Origin of the sequence: Tepidibacter sp. Z1-5, from assembly GCF_037844525.1 — a bacterium.
GTDB lineage: Bacteria > Bacillota > Clostridia > Peptostreptococcales > Peptostreptococcaceae > Tepidibacter_A.
The window spans coordinates 60,311-80,051 of record NZ_JBBMMD010000024.1 but is presented as its reverse complement, the minus strand read 5'-3'; the positions used below and the strand labels follow the sequence as shown (position 1 = coordinate 80,051).

Genomic DNA, 19,741 nt, shown 5'->3' with positions numbered 1-19,741 from the left:
TTTCTGTTTAAAAATACCATTTAAAAACCTACAGTTCATTTTATATGCAATAATTGTAATCATTGCAAGCATCTTTTTGATATAAAATTCATTTTTGTAAAATTCAGAATAAAAAGAAATTTGATATTTTATTTATTTTTTGGTACAATTGTTTCAATTGATGCTAAACTGAATCAATACTAAATTTCATTTAAAGCAATAATAATATTTTATAAATTTATATTAAAAGGGAGTGATAAAATGTTGAGCATTTTAGAAAAAATAGTTTCTGTAGGAAACACTATACTTTGGCAATACGTTCTTATATTTTTACTTATTACACTTGGTCTTTATTTCACATTTAAGTCTAACTTTGTTCAGTTTAAATTCTTAGGAGAGATGTTTAGACTATTGGGAGATGGCGCTAGTAATTCATCTAATGAAAAACAAGGTGTATCTTCATTTCAAGCATTTTGTATAAGTACAGCTTCTAGGGTTGGAACTGGTAACTTAGCTGGTGTCGCATTAGCTATTTCTATAGGTGGACCTGGTGCTGTATTTTGGATGTGGCTTATAGCTTTAATAGGAGCTGGCTCAAGTTTTGTTGAAAGTACTTTAGCTCAAATTTATAAGGTTAAAGATAAAAACGGATACCGCGGTGGTCCAGCTTATTATATGGAAAAAGCTTTAAACAAGAGATGGATGGGAGTTTTATTTTCAATACTAATAACTCTATGTTTTGGTCTTGTTTTCAATGCAGTACAATCAAACACTATTTCGCTTGCTTTTGAAGAAGCATTTGGATTAAATAGAATTATAATCGGATTAGTATTAGCTACAGTTACAGCGATTATAATATTCGGTGGAGTTACAAGAATTGCAAAGGTTGCAGAATTAATAGTTCCTGTAATGGCTGTTGCTTATATATTAGTTGCTTTCTTTGTAATTATCAAAAACATAACTTTAGTACCATCAGTATTCTCTCTTATTATAAGCAGTGCCTTTGGTGCAAAAGCTGCTATAGGTGGTGGAATCGGAGCTGCTTTAATGCAAGGTATTAAGAGAGGTCTTTTCTCTAACGAGGCTGGTATGGGATCTGCCCCAAATGCAGCTGCAACAGCAGAAGTATCTCACCCAGTTAAGCAGGGTTTAATTCAAACGCTTGGAGTATTTACTGATACACTTTTAATATGTAGTTCTACTGCATTTATAATCCTTCTATCTGGGGCTTATACAACAGAAGGTTTAACTGGTATACAGCTTACACAAACTGCTTTAAGTTCTCAAGTAGGTTCTTGGGGAAATACATTTATAGCTGCTTGTATTTTGTTATTTGCATTCAGTTCTATAATAGGTAATTACTACTATGGTGAAACTAATATAGAATTTATAAACACTAATAATGTTTATTTATTAATATATAGATTATCAGTAGTAGGTATGGTTGTATTCGGATCAGTTGCTAAAGTTCAAATAGTTTGGGATATGGCAGACTTATTCATGGGTTTAATGGCATTGATAAATCTGATAGCTATTTCTCAACTTGGTAAAATAGCATTTGCAGCATTAAAAGATTATGCTGCTCAAAAGAAAGAAGGAAAAGATCCAGTATTTTATTCAGATAACATAGAAGGTCTGAACAATCTAGAATGTTGGGAATCTTCAAAAGAAGCTAAAAGAGCATAATATATTGTAAAGGCAGTTTTGAAATAGAAATTAATTTCTATTTTAAAACTGCCTTTTATATTTTAAATCATCTTAAAATACAGTATCATGACCTATATAGCAAGCTATATCATTCTCTAAGAATAAATCCTGTATCTCTTCCAATTTTTTCATAGGCGTACCTTCTTCGTATTTATATTTATATTCATTCCCTAATTGTTTCCATTTAGATTCTCCTAATCTATGAAATGGAAGTATATTTATTTCGATTAAATTATTTTGTTTCATGAAAGAGATAGTATCAATTATATTTTGATATGTATCATTAAAATCTCTTATTACAGGCATTCTTAGAACTATTCTTTTATTCGAATTTGCAAGTGATTTTATATTTTCCAAAATTAAATCATTGTAAACTCCAGTCTTTTGTTTATGCTTTTCTCTATCCATATGTTTTAAATCAATAAATACAAAATCTATATATTTCATTGCTTTTAAAAAAGTATTATTATCTATATACGCTGTAGTTTCTATTGCTGTATGAAAATAATTATTCTTACATTCTATTAAAGTATTTATTAAAAATTCACTTTGAAAAAATGGCTCTCCTCCACTAAATGTAACTCCTCCATTGCTGCTCCAAGAATGATTATCTCTGGCAAGTATTTTTATTAATTCTGATATTTCATACTCCTTACCACATACTTTCAATGCATTATAGTAACATGCATTACTACATTCAAACATTTTACAATTTTTACATATATTCCAATTTAACTGAGGCTTATTATTTTCATCAAAAGTCAATCCTCCATCCAAACACTTATTTCTACATATATTACATCCTTTTTCATATTTACAAGTTCCTTCACTAAACATGATATGTTGTTTTTTATCCCAACTTTCTGGATTAGCACACCATTCACATTTCAAAGGACATCCACTCATAAAAACAGTTGTCCTACAACCTGGTCCATCATGTACCGAAAAACTCTGTATATCAAATATCATTCCTTTCATGTCATTATTCATCTCAAAGTCCCCCATTACCTTCTTTTATTATTTAAACTTGTGCCCTTTGCATGTTATTGCACTTAAATCACCAAAAGTCCAATCCTCTTTTTCAAGTCCTGTACATGTTCCTAAATTATCTTCTTTTTCTTCTTTGAAATATTCACAATTTTTACATTTAGGAACAGGTTCAAATCTATTACATATATCACTATCTATATTAACCATTTCATTTGTTATTCTACAAATCCCCTTTGCTGCATCAATAGGAGAACAATTTAAACAATCATTGTGTTTTGATTTTCCCATAGTTTTACACCCCTTCATATTCTGTTCTTGCTATAACTTCATCTTGTATAGGCTTACCTATTTCACACCAATATTGAGTGAATCCTGCAACCCTTACCATAAGATCTCTATACTCTTCAGGCTTTTCCTGAGCAACCTTTAATATTTTAGAATCTACAATGTTGTATTGTATATGAAATCCTCCTTTTCTCATATACGCTCTTGTTAAATCTAATAAGTTTTTAGTTCCCTGAACTCCTTTTAGAGCACTTGGATGTATCTTTAAGTTCATTTGAGAATTTTGAGATGTTGAATGATCCCAAACTGTTGCTGATTCAAATAAAGCATATGGTCCATTTTTATCAGTTCCTGGATATGCTGACATAGAACCATCTGCATAAGTAGTTCCTGCAAGTCTTCCATCTGGTGTTGCAAGAGTTGCTCCTCCTTGTGCTCCATGAGTAGAAACTGATATTTGACATGCATACATAGGTTTTCCATATAAAGATTCAACTCCACGGCACATTTCACAGAACCATTCTTCATATTCTCTTAAAATATCATCTACATATGAATCTGCATTACCATATTTAGGAGCAATTAAGCACATTCCATATATATCATCATATTTCCCACTCATGTCTTCTTTTTGTTGATCAGAAAGAGAGTAGCTTCCTATTTCATCTGCTTTTTTAAATCCAAAATTGTTAAGTATAGCATCCTTCATTTCTTCAATAGTATATTTTTTATCATCGTATACAACCTTTTTAAAACCTGCTAACGAGTTAACCATAGTAACTGTTCCACAGCTTTCCACATTAAATGTTGCATTATATCTATATCCTAAATTTCCAATATGCTGTCCTGTTGAAAGACAATCTGGTTTTAAGAATGAGTTAACTACTGACATATTTTGTTTGCGCCATATATCATGCTGTACATTATTAGTTTTTGCAAGTACATCTACTGATTTTTCATAGTAAGCCTTGAATGCATCAAATAATTCTTCATAAGTTTCAAGCTTTTTATTATGAGGATTTAATACTTGAATTCCTGTTCTATGATCTTTTCCGTTCATCAATACTAATTCTAATATTTTAGGATTTGCAACAAAGTGAACCCCTACACTTGTTGGATGACCTGCTCCACCTGGTATTTCATATTTTTTACCGTTTAAAACAAGTTCCTTCCAAGTACACGGAGAAGTTTCAAGACATCCACCTATAGCAACGGATCTGGCTTCTTCTATTGTCATTCCTTCTTCTGCATATTGATTCATCAAAAATTCAATAGCACCTCTATTATTCATCCAAGCTGGATATCCAGCACCTGTTTTATCACACTCTACACATTTTAATAAGAATTTTTCAGGTAACTTCTCATCATACAGAACTGATAATGTAGGTTGTGGCGTTTCACAAGTCATTCCAGCTTCTACTATAAGCATTTCTAAATCATTTGTAGCACTTTGTCCTTTTCTTGTAAGCCCTCCAATAGTTAAGTTATTAAATGTATTTCCAGATAGAACTCCACCAACAACACCAGTAGATGCAAAGCAATCTATTGCTGTTATTTTTATTCTATAAAGCTCCATAAGCTCTAGTACTTCTTCTTTTGTAATTATTCCAGCTTTTATATCTTGTTCATACCAAGGATATAATATTTGTCCAAGTCTTCCTATTGAAAGACCTGATATAGCATCTTCATTAAGTACTGCAATATGAAGAGTATATGTTAATTGAAGTGCTTCTCTAAAATTACGTGGCTGCTTATGCGCAATCCACTCTAAGCACTCAGCTATTTGTGCATACTCTTTCCTTTGAATCTGATCATTTGACTTTTTCTCAAGTTCTCTTGCGTGTTTTGCATAATTTAATATCCAATTTTGAATACCTTCTATTATATGAATTACAGCTTCATAAAAATAAAGTCTATCCATTCCTATAATTCCATCACCATCAGCTTTACCTGCAACGTCATCTTTACATTCCTTTGCCATTTTTATCAAGCCATCAAACCCATATTGTAGTGGATAATAATAATTTATTACCTCTCTTCCTTGTGGAAGTGTAAATCCTGAATCAAACATACACACAAGACTTTTCATTATATTTTCTTTCACTTCATAATCAGGAACCATTTTTTCATATTTTCTACCTAAATCTTCTACTGATTTCCCTACCCATTCATTTGCTATCTTTAATAATACTGGTATTTCTTCTTTTCTCATTCCAAACTTACCAGCAATAGATACTACATTTCCAAAACTTTTAGTAACATTTCCTCCACCTTGTCCAAATTCACTTAATTCATCAGCACTTTCACTTGGTGATTCTTTAAGTTCGCTTTGATTAGCTACAAAGAATCCTTCCGACAGCCAGGGCATAGGAAATGAACCTCTGTAGTTATATGTCTTTTGCATAACTAACTTTTCACCAGGTATAATATTTGGTGTCAAATGCGAGAATGCTTCTTTTAAAGCTATAGCTCTTCTAACTATAGTCACTTCACCATCTAGTTCTTTCCATTTACGATTATACCAATATGGAAATTCCATATCTGTGGTTGAAAGAGTATTATAATATATATCTCTTAACTTTTTTGCTCTAGTAGTAGGCTCTTTTTTTATTTCTCTATCTACCATACAATTTGGAGCTTCTCCTCCTGATTGATAGTTTATTGACAATCCCTTCGAAGCCAAAATATCTTCTAACTTCATTCTTCTACTTTCATCCATATCAACTAGCTCCCCTTTTTTAATTAATTAACTTCAATACCTATATAAGTATTTCAATTTCCCTATCACAAAACCCTTCTGAATTAATGTGAAAATTAGGGATACCTTGTCGATATATATAAAAAAAAGAACTGCATCAAAATGATTTTTAAAATCATCTCAACACAGCTCCTTATTATATGTTTATATATTCAATAGTTTATAAGATAGCCCTATTTTAGATTCATCTTCTGATGAATTTACAACCTCTACACGACCATCTATATCATTATCACATAACATATCCATACTAGATAAAATATTTTTCAAATTGTGTGCGGTCCCATAGCCACCATCTATAAGCTTCACGCTCTCACCTAATACCTTTTTTATAGCATTTCTTAAAAATATGTAGTGTGTACATCCAAGTACAATTGAAGATATTTCATTTATATTAACATCTTTAAATAGTTCTTTTATAGCTTCTTCCGCTTCAACACCTTCTGTAATACCACTTTCTACAACAGTTACCAGTTTTGGAGCTGGAATTTTAAGAATTTCAGCTTCATCTTTATATTGGTTCATAAGTAAATTGAATTTCTTTTCTTTCAAAGTCACTTCTGTAGCTAAAACTACAATTTTTCCACTTTCATACGTTTCAACAGCAGGTTTTAAAGCAGGTTCAATCCCTATAATAGGTATTTTATACCTATTTCTAAATTTATCTACAACAGCGCTAGTTGCTGTATTACAAGCTATAACTATAGATTTAACACCTCTATCTACAAAATAATCTCCAATATCTAGACATATTTTTTCTAGTTCTTCTTTAGTTTTTTTGCCATAAGGTATATTTTTAGAATCACCGTAGTATATATAATCTTCATTGGGCATCAGTTTTTTTATTTCTCTTAGAACACTAATACCACCCATACCCGAATCAAACACACCTATAGGTAGATTTTTCATTATATCACCCCCTAAAATTCACCAACATATTATATCATAATTTAGTTTATCCGAGAACTAAAATTCATTTGAAGTAAAAACTCCATCTGAATTAAGTTTCACTTTATCTATACAATTCTTAAGTATTTATTTATTTTATCAGTAACACCTAAGTCTCCTACTAATATCAAGCTATCTCCTGCCTTAAATTCAAGATTAGGACCAGGAGACAAAATCATATTACCATTTCTTAAAACTCCTAATATAGTAGCACCTGTATTTTCCCATATTTTGCATTCTCCTATGGTCTTTCCTATAATATGATAATCTTCTTTAAGTTGAATTTGCATAGGATCTATTATGTCAGATCTTTTAAATTTATATAAATCTATAATTTTTTCCATAGTTTCCTGTATTTTTTTTTCTATTTCTTTTTTTTCATCCATGAAATTTTTAAGCCTATGTCTTAAATCGCTTATTGTCTCTTCACTATTTCTAAAGCTTTGGATAACTTCTCCTGCTTTATATTTTGATAATACAATTATTCCACTCCCCTTGCTAACCCTAACCACTTCTCTATCCTCTAAAACTTTCATAGCTTTTCTTATAGTTTCAGGAGATACATTATATTCAGAAGCTAGTATAGACCGTCCTCTTAATTTTTCTCCTTCATGTATGCTTCCTTTATAAATACGAGTAGCTACATCAAGTGCTATTTTTATGTATCTAGGAATCGAAATACGTTCACTCATAATATGTTCCCCCTGCTATATTATTTTGAATCAAAATTTTTTGACTTGTAATTTATTGTCTTATATTTTATCATTTGTGAAATATCATAATATGATATTTTTAAATTAACCACATAAACAGATGATACTATCAGTATTACTCCTATCATTTGATTTTTATTCATAACTTCATTGAATATAAAATATCCTCCTAAAACCGTTACAATAGGTGCAAAATTCAAATATAATGTTGTAACTGTAGAACCAAGATTTTCTAAAGCATACATATACAAAACGTATGCAATAGCAGAACAAAATAAAGCAAGATATAAAAAGTTATATACCACAACGTTATTCATCAAATTCCAGTTGTTATTTTCAAATAATGCAAATGGAATCAATACTATTGTTCCAAATATTATTTGATAAAATACAATAGCTAATTGTGAGTATTTTTCAAATAAATTCTTAGTTGCATAATTATAGAACACCCATGAAAAAACAGATCCAAACATGAATATATATCCTAATAGTTCACTTGATTCCAATCTTATATTTCCCCCTATTATGAAATATATTCCAAATACAGATAGTAAAACTCCTATGATATTGTTAACACTAAGCTTATTTTTTAATATAACACTATCAACTATCAAAGAAAATATTGGTATAGTTCCTGTTATCAAAGATGCCTGCGATGAACTTATATATTTAATACCATAATTCTCCAAGCAATAATATATAGATACTCCAACAATACCAGCTGTGGCCATACACTTTACATCTTCTCTTTGAAGCTTAGTATCCGGCTCCTTTATTTTCATTACCACGAACAATATAATTGATGCAATCAAAAACCTGAGCGCTGCAAGCGTCATAGGTCCAAATACATTTAAAGTTATCTTTATGCTTAAAAAAGATAGCCCCCACATAGTAACACTTAACATTATTGCGATAATTGAATAAATTTTAGTTTTCATATATACCCCTTCTTTTCCTCTTATTAATTTAAAGAGCTCCAAGTTCAAGTATATTACTTTATAAGATATGTGTAAAGGTTATTGATATTGGTTTTTATATATTTAAAAATATTTTTTCTTAGATTTACACGAACTCTAAATAACTATATAAAAAAATTACGCTTATTGAAATGTTAGATACTTTTGATTAACATTTTACTATTAAACTTAGATTATGCTGTTAAAATACCCGTTAAGAAAGTTCGTTGTCTGACCAACGGAAGTTTAGAACTTTTAGGATATTTCATACGGCATAATCTTTAGTTTTATTAAAATGTTAATTAAGTATCGTTATTTCGGTGAGCGTAATTTTTAGCTTAACCATCTAAATTTAGTTATTAATCTCGACTCTCTTGTTAGCTTATTAATACTTTTCCATCTTTTATTTCTATATTTATACAAGCACCTTCATTTAATTCACCTTTAAGGTATTTTTCTGCTATATCATCTTCTATATACTTTTGAATAGTTCTTCTTAAAGGTCTAGCACCATACTTGTCATCATATCCTTTTTCAAGTATAAATTCTTTAACCTCATCAGAAATATTTATAGTCATATTCTTTTCTTCAGCTTCTTCAACTACCTCATTTATCATTAATCCTATTATTTTAGATAGTTCATCCTTATTAAGTTTAGTAAACACTATCGTCTCATCTATCCTATTTAAAAATTCTGGTCTAAATATCTTCTTTAAAGCATCATTAACTCTAGTCTCAAGTTCGTCATATCCATCACTATTAAACCCTATAGAACTTGTTTTAAAGTTAGTTCCAGCATTAGAAGTCATTATTATAACACTATTTTCAAAGAATACAGTTCTACCTTGACTATCAGTAAGTCTTCCATCTTCAAGTATTTGAAGTAACATATTAAATACATCTTCATGGGCCTTTTCTATTTCATCTAAAAGTATAACAGAATAAGGCTTTCTTCTTATTTTTTCTGTTAACTGACCACCCTGATCATATCCAACATATCCTGGAGGAGCTCCTATTAATTTTGAAACCGTATGCTTTTCCATATATTCTGACATATCTATTCTTATAAGTGATTCCTCACTTCCAAATAGTTCAACTGCTAAAGTTTTTACAAGTTCTGTTTTACCAACTCCAGTAGGTCCTACAAATATGAATGACGATGGTTTTTTCTTTTTTCTAAATCCAGAGCGATTACGTCTTATAGCCTTTGATATGCTTGCAATGGCATTATGCTGACCTATTACTCTTTTATGAAGTCTATTTTCTAAATTCAAAAGCTTAGCAGCCTCTGATTGAGTAATCTTTTGAACAGGAATCTTAGTCCAAGACTCTATAACAAAAGCAACATCCTCTACTGTAATCTCTACATCCGAACACTTTTCCTCTATCTCTTTAATATCTTGTTCTATCTTGCATTCCTTCATCTTACACTCTGCTGCTTTTTCATAATCATTGCTATTTGATGCTTCTTCTCTTTCTATTTGAATTTTTTCTAATTCTTCTTTTAAGGCTTGTATCTCTATAAGACCTTGATTCTTTAAATTAGCTCTCGAACCAACCTCATCTATTATGTCTATAGCTTTATCAGGTAAAAATCTATCTGTTATATATCTCTTTGATAGAGTAGCTGCTGCAACTATTACTTCATCCGATATCTTAACATTATGATAATCCTCATAATATCCTTTAATACCTTTTAAAATCTCTATAGTTTCATCAACAGTAGGTTCCTCAACTAATACAGGCTGGAATCTTCTCTCAAGAGCTGCATCCTTTTCTATATGCTTTTTATATTCTTCAAGAGTTGTAGCTCCTATTAATTGAATTTCTCCTTTAGCAAGCGATGGCTTTAATATGTTTGCAGCATTCATAGCTCCACCTTGAACTTCACCTGCACCCATAATATTATGTATCTCATCTATTACGAGTATAACATTCTCATTTTCTTTAGCTTCCTTTATTATATTCTTCATTCTACCTTCAAATTGACCTCTAAACTGAGTTCCCGCAATAACAGCAGTTAAATCTAGAAGATATATCTGAGCATCAAATAATTTTGCTGGAACCTCTTTTTGAACTATTCTAACTGCAAGCCCCTCTGCTATAGCAGTTTTACCAACGCCAGGCTCTCCTATTAATATAGGATTATTTTTATTTCTTCTATTTAATATCTGTATAGCTCTATCTATTTCTCTATTTCTTCCAATTATTCTATCAACTTCATTGTTTTTTGCTTTTTCAGTTAAGTTAGTTCCATATTGTCTAAGATGTTTATCCTTGTTTTTTTTCTTTTTATTTTTTTTATCTGTTTTTTCATTAGAATCTTCTTCATTATCCATGTATTCTTGTTCCTCTTCGTTTTTAGGCATTGTACTGTTCATCATCTTCGAGAACATACTACTTTCATCCAAATCTTCCAAATCCATGCCCTCAATTACCGAATTCATCTGTCCTGTTAAATTTTCTATATCTTCTTCATTCATACCAGTTTGCTGCATTAATTGATCTATTATTGGAAGACCACTTTTTTTAGCGCATTCTATACATAACCCTTTCATCTCTGATTTACCATTTTCAATCGTAGATGTAAATACAACAGCTATATTCTTGTTGCATTTCGAACATAATTTCATATCAAATCATCTCCATAACTAATACTAAAATAATAATTATATTTTATAATATATATTTTTATCCATCAATACTCTATATTTCCTATCCATCTAATTATATCTTCATATACTTCATATCTATTCAATTCATTTAGCATCTCATGTCTTCCATTTTCATATATCTTCAATTCTATGTTTTCAATGCCTGCTTTTTTATATGCATTATATAATTTCACTACATCCTTTGAATTTGATCCAACCATATCATTGTCTCCTGATAATATTAATACAGGCAATTTTTTGGATATCTTATTTATATTATGTTTGTTTATAGTTAAATTTACGGCTTTTAATAGATTAACATATAACCCTGCACTACATATAAATCCGCATAAACTATCTTTAGTATATTTATCAACCTTGTCTTCATCTGAAGATAACCAGTCAAACTCTGTTTTATTAGGATAAAAGGATTTATTGTAGTTTCCAAAAGTCAATTTATCCATAAGATATGCTTTTTTATTATACCCATATATACTTGCATATATTTTAGATATCATATATCCCATATTTCTTTTTACAAAATTCCCTCCTATTGTTGTTCCAGATAAAATAACAGCGCTAAATTCATCTGGAAATTCTTGAATACAAGTTCTAGCTAATAAAGACCCCATACTATGGCCAAGTAATATAAGCGGCTTATTGTTTTCTTTTTTAATATAATCTATTATATTATTTATATCACTTACTATTTTATGCCATTCATTTTCATCAAAATGTCCTAATTGATTGTATTCTGTACCTGTTTTACCATGACCTCTATGATCACATCCATACACAACATATCCATTATCGTTTAACATCCTACTAAACTCATCATATCTCAAAGAATGCTCAGCCATACCATGAAGTATCAAAACAGATCCTCTTAAATTTTCTACATCTGCCCACTTATGAACAGTAATACTAACCCCATCATCACCTTTAACCTTAAATTCCTCAACCATAATATCACCCTCAACTTTTATTCCTGAGAAAATCATATAATTTCCCTCATGTTAATTATGAAAGAACTATACTTGCAACTATTTTTGAGCAACGGAGCCCGGAGGACTCGTTGGCGATATGAGCGATGCGTTAGCATCAAGCGAATTTTCTAATTTGAACTCCATAGTCACAGGATTATGATCACTATACTCAAATCCCAAATTATCACCCTTTACATCTAATACTTCTATATTATCAGAAACCAAAAAACCATCTATAGTTTCAACAAAATTATATCCATCTTTAAAAGGAGAATCAAGACTTCTTACAGTTGGAATACTAGGGTCAACCCCCCATTTGAAATTGTCTGGCTTAAAATCAATAGGCATCTCCTGCATCCACTTATTTTCTACCTCACTTTTGAAACTTGTCTTACAAAGCTTATGATTCCAATCTCCTCCTACCAAAACATAATTTCCTTTATCGTACTCATTTTGTATATGTTGTTTCAAATAAGATAATTGTTGTTTTCTTACAACTCCACCCTTATCATAAGCTGATAAATGTGTATTTATTAATACAAGCTCTTTATCAGAACCATCTACCTTAAGTCTACTTTCTATAAAACATCTATCTAATAAAAATAGTTGTCTTTCAAAACGCTCTTTACCTGGCAATTGATATCTCGTAGCCTTACTTACATCATATTTTGAAAAACTAGAAAGACCCGCCTTTACATATCCATGAGGCTTTTTAACAGGCACAGGAATCCATAAAACTTTATAGTTATAAGCATATGAATTACTATATTTATCAAGCTTTTCATTTATTTTTTCGTACTCGTTTATGTAATAAGTTCTAGTAGCCTTTTCATCTATTTCTTGAACAAAGAAAAAATCAGAATTTTTATTTTTTAAATAATTTGCTACCCCATCTATATTTTCATAAGTTTTTTCCTTGCTGTATGACCTTGATAGTTTACCTCCATCCATGAAAAAATCTTGGTTTTTATCAAGTCCTCCAAATCCCGTATTAAATGTAGTTATACTCATAACATTATCTAATTTTACTATTTTTTCTTTATTACCTTTAACCTCAAGTGGAATAATTTTATCTGGTCTATAATCTGTAATAACAACTGCTAATAAGAATAACAAAAATAAACTTATTAACAATATAGATATCCTTAAAGTAAGTTTTATAAACATTCTTATCTCCCCTTAGTAATTTCATACTATAATTAATTTAATAAATATTATTTCGTATTTATTATAAGATTATATAACATTATTTAGTAATTTGCATTATCAAAAAATTCGCTTTATGCTAACGCATAAAAGTTAAATAAATATATTCTCAAAAAAATACAAATCATAATAAGAACATTTAAACGAAAGGAGACTTTTCATGAAAGATTTCACCACTCCTAATATCGTGCTCAGTAAATGTATAGAACACGATAATTGCAGATATGATGGATCTAAAATAAATAACGATTTTATAAAAAGTCTACAATCTCATGTTAATTTTCTTCCTGTATGCCCTGAAACTAGTATAGGCCTTTCTACTCCTAGAGATACCTTACGACTGGTTTCAAAGGATGATAAAGAGAATTTTAATTTGGTTTTTTCTAAAGACGGAGGTGATTTAACTGAAAAAATGAATTCTTTCTCTCATTCATTCCTAAAAGAAATATCTGATAAGGACATAGATGGATTTATTTTAAAAAGTCGTTCTCCATCTTGCGGTATAAAGGATGTTAAAGTTTATAAATCCCACGGCAAATCACCTTCCCTTCCAAATAAAGGTAGTGGATTATTCGCAAGCAAAATATATGAATACTTTCCAAATATAGCTATTGAGGATGAAGGAAGACTTACTAACTTCAATATCAGAGAGCATTTTTTGACAAAGATATTTACAAAGTCAGATTTTAAGAATGTAGAAAATGACAAAACTATAAAGTCTCTTATAGATTTTCAAAGTAAAAATAAATACCTTTTAATGGCTCACAGTCCTGGATATTTAAAAAAGATGGGAAAATTAACTGCTAATACAGAATCAAAAGATATATCAAATATAATAAAAGATTATAAAATATATCTTAACAAAGCTTTATCTATACCCTCTAAACCAAATAGAAATATCAATATGCTACTTCATCTATTGGGATATTTCTCTAAACATTTATCATACAACGAAAAAGCTTTTTTTTTAGAAACTCTAGAAAAATACAACGACAAAAAAATACCATTTTGTGTTCCATTAACTATGATAAATTCTTGGGTTATGAGATTTGAAAACGAGTATTTGCATAATCAGACTATATTTGAACCATTTCCTAGTGAGTTGATACAAACTAGAGATTCTGGAAAAACACTTTGATATGACTATTGTATTATTTTATTAAACCTTATCATAATATATAATTATATATATTATGATAAAGGAGATTCAAATGAAAAATAAAATAAGTATAGGTTTTATTATTACATCAACATTCTTTTTTCTTTTAAGCTCTACATTGATACTCTTATTATTCAAATCATCCACGCCACTACCAGATCTACACAATGAAAAATTTGAAACAAAAGATGAATTTATACAACTTATACACTCAAAAACTCACTACGGTTATAAAAAATACAATATATATCCAAGTATTACAATAGCACAAGCAATTCTTGAGAGTAATTGGGGAAATTCTAAGTTAACACAAACAGGAAAAAACTTATTTGGAATAAAGGCAGGTAAAGGCTATAAAAATAAGGTTGATTTTATGACTAATGAATTTGTAAACAATAAAAAAATAGAAGTAGTTCAAAGTTTTAGATCTTATGATTCATATTCAGACTCTATTAAGGACTACACCAACTTGCTTGGAAAAGCTAAAAGATATGAGGCATTAAGAAATTGTAAGGATTATAAAGAACAAGCCATGGCACTTTATTCATGTGGCTACTGTACAGATCCAAATTACCCTCAAAAGCTTATATCAATAATAGAAAAGTATAAATTATATGAGTATGATTAAAAAATTCGTCTAGTCGCTACTCACTGACTCATGTCGCCAACGATCCCTACGGGCTCCGTTGCTCAAAATAGTTGTTACTTCTGTTCTTTTATAAATGTTTTGTATACGTTGAAAATCATACAATTTACTCTATAATTTGAAAATGACGCTCATTAAAATGTTAGCTACTTTTCGGTTAATATTTTCCAATAAAACTTAGATTATGGCGTTTAAATATCTGTTAAGAAACTTCATTGTTTGAGCAAAGCGAGTTCATGAAGTTTTAAGATATTTAATAAGACATAATCTTTAGTTTTATGAAAATATTGACTAAGTAGCGTTATTTTAATGAGTGTCATTTTGGAATTAAACACTATATAGTTTTATCCGATTACCTTAATATCCTTACTATATTTATTAAGAACTTCACATCCATCTTCAGTAACAAGCACTAGATCCTCTATTCTAACCCCAACCTCTCCAGGTATATATATACCTGGCTCTATTGAGAATATCATTCCAGGCGCTACCTCATCTTGATTTACAGATGAAACATCTCCAAAATCATGTGTTTCTATACCTATTGAGTGTCCTGTTCTATGTGTGAAATACTTTCCATAACCTGCATCTTCTATATAGTTTCTAGCAGCTAAATCTATATCACTAAACTTAACACCAGGCTTAACTATTGATATAGCCTTCTTATTAGCCTCTAAAACAGTATTATAAACCTCTTTAGCTTTATCAGACACAGACTTATAAAATACTGTTCTAGTCATATCAGAACAATAAGAATCTTTAACACATCCAATATCTATAATTATACTATCCCCTTCTTTAAGCATAGAATTACCTGGTTCATGATGAGGATTTGCTGCATTTTCACCATAAGCTATAATAGGATCAAATGAAAATCCATTAGCACCTATTTCTTCATATATATTACTTAATAAATCAGCCATCTTCTTCTCAGATAAATCCATTGGTACAGACTCTATCATTTTTTCAACAGCTATATCATTAAGTCTTGATGCCTCTCTCATTAAATTCTTCTCTTCATCGTCTTTGCACATTCTAACTCTATCTAAAATCATAGAACCATTTACAAACTTACTTCCACCTTCAAGTTCCATAAGTCTTAATAAGAAACGAGCTGGCCAGTTTTTATCAATACCCATAGTATTTGTTTTATCTACATATTTTGATATAATCTCAACACCATCTTGAGTATCATTAAACCAAACTATTTCAACTCCTAAATCTTCATTTACTGGAAATAGTTCATTTACAAACAATTTATTTTCTCCACTCACATTTATATATAAAGCTAATAATCTCTCTCCTGGATGAAACCATTTTCCCGTTAAATAAAATATAGCAGCTGGATCTGATACTAACATTTGAGGTATATTTTTAGATTCCATTTTTTTTAACACTTTATCAAGTCTTTTTTTGTTCATATTTTTTACCTCCTATTCAAATTATTACATATGTTTACATATTATGTATCTATATATGTATGTTTAAATATTATCATAATTTTTCTTATATGTGTAGTTTATTTAATATGGATTGATTTTTGTTTAATTTAAATTTTATTTTTAAAGTTATTTAATTTAAATATGATATAATAAAACAGAACTTACGTTCTTATTTTGTGACAAGTAGGTGATTCAATGAGTCGTAAAATTATACATGTTGATATGGATGCTTTCTTTGCAAGTGTTGAACAAGTAGATAATCCTTCTCTTAAAGGAAAACCCGTTATAGTAGGAGGTAGAACTAGCAAAGGAGTAGTCTGTACATGCTCTTATGAAGCCAGAAAGTATGGAGTTAGGTCTGCCATGCCAGGATTTATGGCTGCACAAAAGTGCCCTAATGGAATATTTTTACCAATTAGATACTCAAGATACAAGGAAGTTTCTAATCAAGTATTCGATATTCTCTATAGCATAACCAACATTGTGGAACCTTTATCAATAGATGAAGCTTACCTGGATGTATCTGATATAGATACCACTCCAATCGAAATAGCAAAGTATATAAAAAGTGAAGTTTTAAAAAAAACAGGACTTACTATATCAGTTGGAATATCTCACAATAAATTTCTAGCAAAGCTTGGCTCAGATTGGAATAAACCAGATGGAATTAAAATTATAACAAAAGAAATGGTTCCAGATATACTAAAACCACTTTCTATAAAAATAATTTATGGAATAGGAAAAAAGACAATAGACAAGCTAAACAATATAGGCGTATATACAGTAAATGATTTATTAAATCTTCCAAAAGATTATTTTGTAGAATTATTCTCGAATCAATCTTGGGAACTTTACAATAGGCTTTTAGGTATAGACAATAGACCTGTTCAGCCTAATCGTGAGACAAAATCTTTAGGAAGAGAAACTACTTTTTCATCAAATACAGACGACATAGAATATCTTATGCACTTCTTATCATCGTTTAGCAAAGACATATCATTTACATTAAAAAAACAAGATATGTTATCTAAGACTATTACAATTAAGATAAAGACATCAGATTTTTCTAGTCATACAAAGAGCAAAACCATTCATCACTACACGGATTCTTATAATGAAATATACGCTATAGCATGCAACTTATTAAAAGAAATAAATATACATGATAATATAAGGCTTATAGGTCTTAGTGTATCCAACCTCTCGGATAAAAAAATAGAACAACTTACTTTTTTGTAATTCTTTTGTAATATTTACTTTTAATGTATATGATATAATTTTTATTGTATTTAAACTAAATTCGGAGGTGAACATAATATGAATATTTTCAAAAGATTTTCTTGCGTAATAATATCATTAATCTGCATATTAAACGTATCTCTTTACCCAAATTACATATTTGCACAAAATACAGATGATTTTAGAGTAGTTGCATACTGTTCAGATTTATTCAAAGATCCAGTTGAAACAAATATTCAATACGATAAAGTAACTCACATAATATATGCTTTTTTAATTCCAAAAGATGATGGTTCTTTTGTTCCAGTAAAAAAAGCTGATGAACTTAAAAAGCTAGTAAAAAAAGGTCACGAGAATAATGTAAAGGTATTAATAGCTGTTGGTGGATGGTTTGATGAAGCCTATGCTCCGCTAGATAATAGATTTGAAAAAATAGCTGCATCAGATAAGCTTAGATCAAAATTCATACATAATTTAGTTGAATTTGTAGATGAGTACAACCTAGATGGAGTCGAAGTCGATTGGGAATACCCTGACCTTGGACAATCTTCTTTAAACTATGAAAAACTAATTTTAGAGCTTAATTCTGAATTAAAGAAAAATGACAAATACCTAACAGCAGCACTTAATGGAGCTTGGTCTAAAGAAGAAGGACCTGAAGTATCTAAAGCAGTAACTCCTAAATGCTTAAAAAGCTTTGATTGGATAAGTATAATGGCTTATGATATGAATAACGAACAACATAGCCCATTTTGGTTTTCAGATACATCTATAGATTATTGGCTAAACAGAGGTGTTCCTAAGGAAAAAATAGTAATAGGTATTCCTTTTTATGCACATCCTACCGATTCAACTTGGAAGGTTTATAGAGATATAGTAAAAGAAAATAAAGAAAATGCATATAAGGATATATCTACAATAGATGGTATCAACTACTATTACAATGGAATAAACACAGTTAAAGAAAAAACAAGACTAGCTCTTAATAAAGCATCTGGTGTTATGCTATTTGATGTAAACGAAGATACCTTAGATGAACTTAGCCTTGTAAAAAATATTAATGATGTCATAAAAGAAACATCAAAACTAAATGTTGATGAAAAAAATAAAAAAATACACTTTGTAATTGATAATCACGAATTGACATTTGATAAATCTGACAATCTAGGTATTCCATTTATAGATGAAAACAATAGAACTCTAGTGCCTATAAGAAAAGCACTAGAAGCAATAGATGTTGATGTATCCTACAACAATTCCGATCGCATAGTTCATGCAACTAAAGGTGATCACAACTTGAGAATTCCAATAGATAAAAACTTCATCTATTTAGACGAACAAAAAGTCCAAATGGATACAAAAGCTATAATAAAGGATGGTAGAACTTATATACCTTTAAGATATGTATTTGAAAGTTTTAATTATAAAATTACTTGGCACGAATCTAGTAAAACTATAATAGTGACTCCTCAATCTTAGTAAATATTTCAGCTACATGAGTTATATCTGAATGGATAGTATTGTGTGCTGATTTGATAACACTCAGGGCCTTAGTCATTTTTATTATCTCTTTTCCAAAAGGAAGATAATATAAATGCATACTAAGCCCTGATTCTTTTGTGGGAAGAATATAATTAACATTAAGCCTTATACACCCCAAGTTTTCATAAAACTTTATTCTTCTATAAGTATTCATATCTTTATTGTCTTCCTTTTCAACCTCTATCATACAACCCTCTAAATTTTTGTACTTTTCTTTCAATGTTTCAATCATTCTTGTACCATACCCTCTAGAATGATACTCCTCTAATACAGCTAAGTAATCAAGCCACATCAAATTAGTTTCAAAATCTATATAAACTATAATATATCCTATTAAATTACTTTCATCATAACATAATAAAAGCTTGTAATTATCATTTTTAAACAATATATCAAACTGTTCTTTATCCTTTAATTCACTTTTCTCAAACTGAGAATATAAATCGTTGTATACATACTTTAGATTTTCCTTTGAATAATCTTCTTTTAAAATCAATTCTTTCATAACAAAAAACCCCCTTACATAGATAT

Annotated in this window: 16 protein-coding genes; 5 read left to right on the top strand and 11 right to left on the bottom strand. The window is 29.6% G+C overall.

What is annotated here, in order from left to right:
- Positions 1 to 240 precede the first annotated feature (240 nt).
- Entirely contained in the window at positions 241 to 1,665 is a 1,425-nt protein-coding gene (locus WJW32_RS06305; protein WP_340256569.1) for an alanine/glycine:cation symporter family protein, read from the top strand.
- Positions 1,666 to 1,737: 72 nt separating this feature from the next.
- Here the strand turns inward: WJW32_RS06305 and hpdA are convergent, their stop codons facing one another.
- From hpdA to WJW32_RS06260, 9 genes are all read right to left on the bottom strand, one after another.
- Positions 1,738 to 2,676, bottom strand: coding sequence for a 4-hydroxyphenylacetate decarboxylase activase (hpdA, locus tag WJW32_RS06300; RefSeq protein ID WP_340256567.1), 939 nt, complete (start codon positions 2,674 to 2,676; stop codon positions 1,738 to 1,740).
- A 27-nt stretch (positions 2,677 to 2,703) separates the two neighbouring features.
- On the bottom strand, positions 2,704 to 2,964 hold the full coding sequence (gene hpdC / locus WJW32_RS06295; RefSeq protein WP_340256565.1) for a 4-hydroxyphenylacetate decarboxylase small subunit: 261 nt from the start codon (positions 2,962 to 2,964) through the stop codon (positions 2,704 to 2,706).
- 4 nt (positions 2,965 to 2,968) lie between these two features.
- Positions 2,969 to 5,680 carry a 4-hydroxyphenylacetate decarboxylase large subunit gene (hpdB, locus tag WJW32_RS06290; protein WP_340256563.1) on the bottom strand — a complete coding sequence of 904 codons (2,712 nt, stop codon included), beginning with the start codon at positions 5,678 to 5,680 and terminating at the stop codon, positions 2,969 to 2,971.
- Between the two features lie 183 nt (positions 5,681 to 5,863).
- Positions 5,864 to 6,628, bottom strand: coding sequence for a glutamate racemase (murI, locus tag WJW32_RS06285; RefSeq protein ID WP_340256561.1), 765 nt, complete (start codon positions 6,626 to 6,628; stop codon positions 5,864 to 5,866).
- 107 nt (positions 6,629 to 6,735) lie between these two features.
- Positions 6,736 to 7,359, bottom strand: a complete 624-nt coding sequence (locus WJW32_RS06280; RefSeq protein ID WP_340256559.1) for a TrkA C-terminal domain-containing protein — start codon at positions 7,357 to 7,359, stop codon at positions 6,736 to 6,738.
- Between the two features lie 20 nt (positions 7,360 to 7,379).
- The gene (locus tag WJW32_RS06275) at positions 7,380 to 8,318 is read right to left on the bottom strand and encodes a DMT family transporter (protein ID WP_340256557.1); all 939 of its coding nucleotides are present in this window, start codon (positions 8,316 to 8,318) and stop codon (positions 7,380 to 7,382) included.
- Positions 8,319 to 8,713: 395 nt separating this feature from the next.
- Entirely contained in the window at positions 8,714 to 10,969 is a 2,256-nt protein-coding gene (locus tag WJW32_RS06270) for an ATP-dependent Clp protease ATP-binding subunit (RefSeq protein WP_340256555.1), read from the bottom strand.
- 65 nt (positions 10,970 to 11,034) lie between these two features.
- A complete protein-coding gene (locus tag WJW32_RS06265; RefSeq protein WP_340256553.1) occupies positions 11,035 to 11,991 on the bottom strand; it encodes an alpha/beta hydrolase in 957 nt (318 codons plus the stop codon).
- Positions 11,992 to 12,033: 42 nt separating this feature from the next.
- Positions 12,034 to 13,143 (bottom strand): endonuclease/exonuclease/phosphatase family protein, encoded by a 1,110-nt coding sequence (locus WJW32_RS06260; RefSeq protein WP_340256551.1) that lies wholly within the window; start codon positions 13,141 to 13,143, stop codon positions 12,034 to 12,036.
- Positions 13,144 to 13,342: 199 nt separating this feature from the next.
- On the opposite strand from WJW32_RS06260, the gene WJW32_RS06255 reads away from it, so the two are divergent.
- Positions 13,343 to 14,320, top strand: a complete 978-nt coding sequence (locus WJW32_RS06255; RefSeq protein WP_340256550.1) for a YbgA family protein — start codon at positions 13,343 to 13,345, stop codon at positions 14,318 to 14,320.
- A 73-nt stretch (positions 14,321 to 14,393) separates the two neighbouring features.
- Positions 14,394 to 14,969, top strand: coding sequence for a glycoside hydrolase family 73 protein (locus WJW32_RS06250; protein ID WP_340256549.1), 576 nt, complete (start codon positions 14,394 to 14,396; stop codon positions 14,967 to 14,969).
- Between the two features lie 362 nt (positions 14,970 to 15,331).
- On the opposite strand, the gene WJW32_RS06245 is transcribed toward WJW32_RS06250, so the two are convergent.
- Positions 15,332 to 16,408, bottom strand: a complete 1,077-nt coding sequence (locus WJW32_RS06245) for a M24 family metallopeptidase (protein ID WP_340256547.1) — start codon at positions 16,406 to 16,408, stop codon at positions 15,332 to 15,334.
- Between the two features lie 216 nt (positions 16,409 to 16,624).
- On the opposite strand from WJW32_RS06245, the gene WJW32_RS06240 reads away from it, so the two are divergent.
- Positions 16,625 to 17,668 carry a DNA polymerase IV gene (locus WJW32_RS06240; RefSeq protein WP_340256545.1) on the top strand — a complete coding sequence of 348 codons (1,044 nt, stop codon included), beginning with the start codon at positions 16,625 to 16,627 and terminating at the stop codon, positions 17,666 to 17,668.
- A 78-nt stretch (positions 17,669 to 17,746) separates the two neighbouring features.
- Positions 17,747 to 19,147 (top strand): glycosyl hydrolase family 18 protein, encoded by a 1,401-nt coding sequence (locus WJW32_RS06235; protein WP_340256542.1) that lies wholly within the window; start codon positions 17,747 to 17,749, stop codon positions 19,145 to 19,147.
- Here the strand turns inward: WJW32_RS06235 and WJW32_RS06230 are convergent.
- A complete protein-coding gene (locus WJW32_RS06230) occupies positions 19,122 to 19,715 on the bottom strand; it encodes a GNAT family N-acetyltransferase (protein WP_340256540.1) in 594 nt (197 codons plus the stop codon). The genes WJW32_RS06235 and WJW32_RS06230 overlap by 26 nt on opposite strands.
- Positions 19,716 to 19,741 lie beyond the last annotated feature (26 nt).

Bases quoted from the DNA above. Each gene is read 5' to 3' on its own strand.
- murI (WP_340256561.1), bottom strand. From the start codon at position 6,628: ATGAAAAATCTACCTATAGGTGTGTTTGATTCGGGTATGGGTGGTATT.
- WJW32_RS06280 (WP_340256559.1), bottom strand. From the start codon at position 7,359: ATGAGTGAACGTATTTCGATTCCTAGATACATAAAAATAGCACTTGAT.
- WJW32_RS06305 (WP_340256569.1), top strand. From the start codon at position 241: ATGTTGAGCATTTTAGAAAAAATAGTTTCTGTAGGAAACACTATACTT.
- hpdA (WP_340256567.1), bottom strand. From the start codon at position 2,676: ATGAATAATGACATGAAAGGAATGATATTTGATATACAGAGTTTTTCG.
- WJW32_RS06265 (WP_340256553.1), bottom strand. From the start codon at position 11,991: ATGATTTTCTCAGGAATAAAAGTTGAGGGTGATATTATGGTTGAGGAA.
- WJW32_RS06235 (WP_340256542.1), top strand. From the start codon at position 17,747: ATGAATATTTTCAAAAGATTTTCTTGCGTAATAATATCATTAATCTGC.
- WJW32_RS06270 (WP_340256555.1), bottom strand. From the start codon at position 10,969: ATGAAATTATGTTCGAAATGCAACAAGAATATAGCTGTTGTATTTACA.
- WJW32_RS06260 (WP_340256551.1), bottom strand. From the start codon at position 13,143: ATGTTTATAAAACTTACTTTAAGGATATCTATATTGTTAATAAGTTTA.
- hpdC (WP_340256565.1), bottom strand. From the start codon at position 2,964: ATGGGAAAATCAAAACACAATGATTGTTTAAATTGTTCTCCTATTGAT.
- WJW32_RS06250 (WP_340256549.1), top strand. From the start codon at position 14,394: ATGAAAAATAAAATAAGTATAGGTTTTATTATTACATCAACATTCTTT.
- hpdB (WP_340256563.1), bottom strand. From the start codon at position 5,680: ATGGATGAAAGTAGAAGAATGAAGTTAGAAGATATTTTGGCTTCGAAG.
- WJW32_RS06240 (WP_340256545.1), top strand. From the start codon at position 16,625: ATGAGTCGTAAAATTATACATGTTGATATGGATGCTTTCTTTGCAAGT.
- WJW32_RS06245 (WP_340256547.1), bottom strand. From the start codon at position 16,408: ATGAACAAAAAAAGACTTGATAAAGTGTTAAAAAAAATGGAATCTAAA.
- WJW32_RS06275 (WP_340256557.1), bottom strand. From the start codon at position 8,318: ATGAAAACTAAAATTTATTCAATTATCGCAATAATGTTAAGTGTTACT.
- WJW32_RS06230 (WP_340256540.1), bottom strand. From the start codon at position 19,715: ATGAAAGAATTGATTTTAAAAGAAGATTATTCAAAGGAAAATCTAAAG.
- WJW32_RS06255 (WP_340256550.1), top strand. From the start codon at position 13,343: ATGAAAGATTTCACCACTCCTAATATCGTGCTCAGTAAATGTATAGAA.